Consider the following 3,943-nt stretch of genomic DNA (forward strand, 5'->3'; position numbering starts at 1 on the left):
CCCCGCTGGCCTCACCGATGAGCATGTGACGGCATAACAGCCAAGGCCGGCGCGGTCGGGGAGTGTCCCAGGCCATCACGCCACGTTCGGGCTGTCTTGCGTGCCTGGGATAACTGCCACGAGCCTGCTGATCAGGCTTCCAATCAGACGGCTTCAGCCTCGATGTCGCTTTGGAACCTGGCCCGGCAAGCCTCAAGGTGAACAGCGAACTCGGCGGAGGAGGGGAAACTTTGACACCGGCCGGCCTCGATGACATGGAGAACGGATGGTCCCTGGTCTCACCATCCCCGAGGCACCTCTGACTGCCTGCCCGGCTTCCTGGCCCCCCTCATATCAGACGGGCGTTCGGGAAGTGGTTCAGGGCAGCCCTTCTTGCCAGGAGCGGCACGGCGCCCTGTGGTTCGCCATCCAAGCTCCGGCGTATCAAAGCACCCATGGCTGACTTCACCCCGCCGCTGCTCAGGACCAACCTCACCGCCATGGCTGAGGAGGTGGCACGCCGTGTGGCAGCGCCGCTGGCTGAAACGGTTGATCGAGAAGCCCACTGGCCGCGCGAGGCCATGCAGGCGCTCGGATCGAGCGGTCTTCTTGGACTCCATGTCCCCAAGCGGCTGGGTGGCCTCGGCGAAGGACTTACAGCCCTGGCGCAGGTCACGGAGGCGCTCGGCAAGGTGTGCGGCTCGACGGCCATGTGCTTCGGCATGCACTGCGTGGCGACGGCGGTGATCGCGGCCAAGGCGACGCCGCACCAGGAGGAGCACTACCTCCGGCTCATCGCCGAGGGCCGCCACGTCACCTCGCTGGCGTTGAGCGAGCCCGGCACCGGCGCCCATTTCTACCTGCCTCGGGCGACCTTCCGCCACGAAGGGGATGGCTTCCAGATTCAGGGCAGCAAGAGCTTCGTCACCAGCGGCGAGCACGCAGACTCCTACGTTGTATCCGCTGTGGCGCCGGGTGCTGAGCTGGACCCCGGCACCTTCACCTGCCTGCTCGTGGATCGGCACACCCCCGGCCTCGAATGGGGCCCGATCTGGAACGGGCTCGGCCTGCGGGGCAACAGTTCACGTGCCCTTGCGCTCAACGCTGTTCAGGTGCCCGCAGGCAATTTGCTCGGCCGCGAAGGCGACCAGATCTGGTTCGTGTTCGAGGTGGTGGCGCCCTTCTTTCTGGCGGCCATGGCGGGAACCTACCTCGGCATTGCCCAGGCCGCCTTCGACCTGGCCGTCGAGCACCTGCGGCAGCACCGTCACGAACACACCTCCGAACGCTTGGCCGGGAACGCCGTCGTTGGGGAGAAGATCGCGGAGATGTGGATCCAGGTGGAACGTACCCGCCGACTGCTGCAACACGCCGCCAGAGCGGGCGATGAGGGCGCACCGGACGCAGCGCAGGCGCTGTTCGCCGCCAAGGTCGATGTGGCCGATACCGCGGTCGCGGTCACCAACACGGCCATGACGCTGCTGGGCGGCCGCGGCTACCAGGAGAACGGCAGGCTGGCGCGTCTCATGCGGGATGCCCAGGCCGCGCACGTGATGTCTCCGACGACCCACCTGCTGAAGGGCTGGCTGGGCCGGTCGGTGCTCGGCCTCCCGCTGCTGTAGTCCGGAGAGACGATGCGCGTCCTGATACTGGCGGGTCCGGAACCCGACATCTGGGCCAGAACGCGATTGAACTGGACTTCCGAGGTTCGTCGCCGGGGAGTTGGTCCCCGGATCAGACGCGGACATCCTGGTGGTGTCTCCTTTCCATGCGAGCCCGCTCGCGGCGGCGGCAGCCTTCCGGCGTCAGCGACCCGCCGGGCAGATCGTCTTCGTGACGATGCCGAAGCGGCTGGAGGGCATGCGCCGCATGCTGCCCTTCTCGCCCCAGGTTGCGGATGCCCGGGTTCTTTCCGCGGACGCGGACCCGTCGGATCTGCGCCGCGCCGTCGCGGAGGCGCGTGTCGATGTGGAGCGGCGCCAGGCCGCCGACAGTTTCCAAAGTCGGCTGAACGCCAAGATCTCGGAGGTGACGCGCCTTGAACCGCGTGGTCTCGCGGGGCACCGCGAGAACGGCAGCGCCCTGGCTGAGCGCTACCTGTCCGCCATCCTGCAGAATGCCCCGGACGCGCTGGTGGCCACAACACGCGATGGTGCCGTTGTTGGCTGGAACGACGCCGCCACCCGCCTGTTCGGGGCGACCTGGGACGAGGTGTTCGGCAAGGACTTCGTCAACCTGATCGCGGCCGAGGACCGGCTGGTGGCGTCGGCCCTGCTGTCCCGGGCCGCGGGCGGGGAGAGCGTGCTGCCGCAGGAGCTGCGCATCCCCGGCGAGGACAGTGCCGTGCGCACGCTGGAGGTCTCCGCCGGTCCCATCGGCGGCAACGTCGTCGAGGGCGTGTCCCTGATCGCCCGCGACATTACCCGGCGGAAGCAAAACGAGGCGAAGCTCATCGAGCTTAACAGCACTCTGGAGCAGCGTGTGGCCGACGAGGTGGCGAAGCGCGCCAGGACCGATGCGCCAGAGCCAGAAGATGGAGGCGGTGGGGCAGCTGACCGGCGGCCTCGCGCACGACTTCAACAACCTGCTCACCGGCGTGATCGGCAGTCTGGAGCTGCTAGAGACCCGCCTCATGCAGGGCCGTACGCAGGACCTCGGACGCTACGTCAGGACGGCGCAGGGCGCCGCCGAGCGCGCCGCCGCGTTGACCCACCGCCTGCTCGCCTTCTCCAGGCGGCAGACGCTGGACCCCAAGCCCACCGACATCAACCGGCTGATCCGCGGCATGGAGGAGCTGGTCCGGCGCACCGTTGGCCCTGCCATCGAGGTGGAGCCCGTCGTCACGGCGGGCGGCCTCTGGCCAACGCTGGTGGATCCCGGGCAACTTGAGAACGCGCTGCTGAACCTCTGCATCAACGCCCGCGACGCCATGCCGGACGGTGGCAAGATCACCATCGAGACCGGCAATCGCTGGCTCGACGAGCGCGCGGCCCGCGAGCGCGACGTGCCGCCGGGTCAGTATGTCTCGCTCTGCGTCTCCGACACCGGCACCGGCATGGCACCCGAGGTCATTGAGAAGGCCTTCGATCCGTTCTTCACGACAAAACCGATCGGGCAGGGCACCGGCCTCGGCCTCTCCATGATCTACGGCTTTGTGCGGCAATCCGGCGGGCAGGTGCGCATCTATTCCGAACTCGGCCAGGGCACCATGGTCTGCCTGTACCTGCCCCGCCACTTCGGGGAAGGCGAGGCCGTCGAGCCGGTTCCGCACCTGGACGAGGCGCCGCGCGCAGAGCAGGGCGAGACGGTGCTGGTGGTGGATGACGAACCCACGGTGCGGATGCTCATCTCAGAGGTGCTGGAGGATCTCGGCTACGCAGCAATTGAAGCGCTGGACGGGCCGGCAGCCCTGAAGGTCCTGCAATCAGCCCGGCGCATTGACCTGCTGGTGACCGACGTCGGTCTGCCGGGCGGCATGAACGGACGGCAAGTGGCGGACGCGGCCCGGGTAGCTCGCCCCGATCTGAAGGTGCTGTTCATCACCGGCTATGCCGAGAACGCGGTGCTCAGCCACGGACATCTGGGCCCGGGAATGCATGTCCTGACCAAACCCTTCACGCTGGAAGCGCTCGGCAGTCGTATCCGGAAACTTATCGCCGGGTAACGGCTGCTTCTCGAGGCGCGCTTTCCGAAAAGCTGCTTCCCGCCCGTGACTGGGATGAGCGCTTGGCTGCCGATCCATACCCATGGAGGACAGTGCCGCCTTGCAGCGGACCGCCAATGAACGACGAGTGAGGCACCTAGTCGAAGCCGCACAGGATGGGATGATTATCAGCTCGACTAAGCTCTGCTGCAGATAGGACTACGTCTTCTTCAGGTAGAGGGCGTTTGGCCGCCGAACCAAGCAGACAAAAGCACATCATTCGCAACCAGGCCTCCGTTTGGCCCGAGCTCCTGCCAGAGG

General features: G+C 67.2%; 2 protein-coding genes and 1 pseudogene. All 3 read left to right on the forward strand.

All coding sequences use genetic code 11. From position 1 onward, the window contains the following. The first annotated feature begins 479 nt into the window (after positions 1 to 479). The 3 genes and pseudogenes from D2K64_RS22980 (at position 480) to D2K64_RS22985 (ending at position 3,643) form a co-directional block, all read left to right on the forward strand. On the forward strand, positions 480 to 1,601 hold the full coding sequence (locus tag D2K64_RS22980; protein ID WP_202910806.1) for an acyl-CoA dehydrogenase family protein: 1,122 nt from the start codon (positions 480 to 482) through the stop codon (positions 1,599 to 1,601). Positions 1,602 to 1,848: 247 nt separating this feature from the next. Further along, positions 1,849 to 2,370 (forward strand): annotated as a pseudogene (locus D2K64_RS26380) (PAS domain-containing protein); the annotation flags it as partial. A gap of 124 nt (positions 2,371 to 2,494) precedes the next feature. Continuing rightward, positions 2,495 to 3,643 carry an ATP-binding protein gene (locus D2K64_RS22985; protein WP_202910807.1) on the forward strand — a complete coding sequence of 383 codons (1,149 nt, stop codon included), beginning with the start codon at positions 2,495 to 2,497 and terminating at the stop codon, positions 3,641 to 3,643. The last annotated feature ends 300 nt before the right edge of the window (positions 3,644 to 3,943 follow it).

This window comes from Teichococcus vastitatis, assembly GCF_003604215.1.
GTDB lineage: Bacteria > Pseudomonadota > Alphaproteobacteria > Acetobacterales > Acetobacteraceae > Pseudoroseomonas > Pseudoroseomonas vastitatis.

Bases quoted from the DNA above. Each gene is read 5' to 3' on its own strand.
- D2K64_RS22980 (WP_202910806.1), top strand. From the start codon at position 480: ATGGCTGAGGAGGTGGCACGCCGTGTGGCAGCGCCGCTGGCTGAAACG.
- D2K64_RS22985 (WP_202910807.1), top strand. From the start codon at position 2,495: ATGCGCCAGAGCCAGAAGATGGAGGCGGTGGGGCAGCTGACCGGCGGC.